The organism is Oleiphilus sp. HI0123, from assembly GCF_001635315.1.
Genome location: NZ_LWGE01001860.1, coordinates 1 through 529, shown reverse-complemented (window position 1 = coordinate 529; position 529 = coordinate 1). Strand labels below are relative to the sequence as shown.

At 44.8% G+C, this 529-nt stretch carries 2 protein-coding genes; both read right to left on the bottom strand.

The features are described 5' to 3' along the window. Positions 1 to 277: 2-amino-4-hydroxy-6-hydroxymethyldihydropteridine diphosphokinase (gene folK, locus A3761_RS24930; protein WP_068751119.1), on the bottom strand; the 277-nt coding region annotated here is incomplete at its 3' end. Beyond that, the coding region (locus A3761_RS24925; RefSeq protein WP_197473256.1) for a dihydroneopterin aldolase at positions 270 to 529 on the bottom strand (260 nt) is incomplete at its 5' end. The genes A3761_RS24925 and folK, both read right to left, overlap by 8 nt.

The following is a 529-nucleotide window of genomic DNA, read 5'->3' as shown; positions in this document are numbered from 1 at the left end:
TATCTAGCGTTCTTGGTGCAAAGTGTTTATCTCCGCGCAGGCGGCCGTGGCTATCTTCAATTGTTTTTAATGCCTTTATAACCTTGGGCAAGCTTAGCTCTGTTTCGATTGATACCGCCATGTTATAGAAACACGCACCGTCAAAACCAACCGGCTCACTTTCATAAATTGAAGACAAAGATAAGTCACCAAAGGTCCGTTTCAGGCTGCTCAGGCCCGAGCGAAAGTTCTGATCACGTTCAACATTTGAGCCCAGATTCAAGAATACCTTAGGCATGGCTATGCTGCTCTCGTGTTCGCTTCACTCTAACGCCAACTGATCTTGTGTTTGGAACTGCGCCAGGCTTACTTATTTTTAGTTCTATCGCGCTAATTGCAAAGCTATTAAATAGCGATGCGGCTATTTTGTCTGCTAGATACTCCAATAACTGATGGTGTTTGGCTAAGGTAATGCGCTCAATCTCCTGGCAAACCGCCACATAATCAATAGCATCTTCTATGGCATCTGATTCTGCTGCGGCTGAAAAGT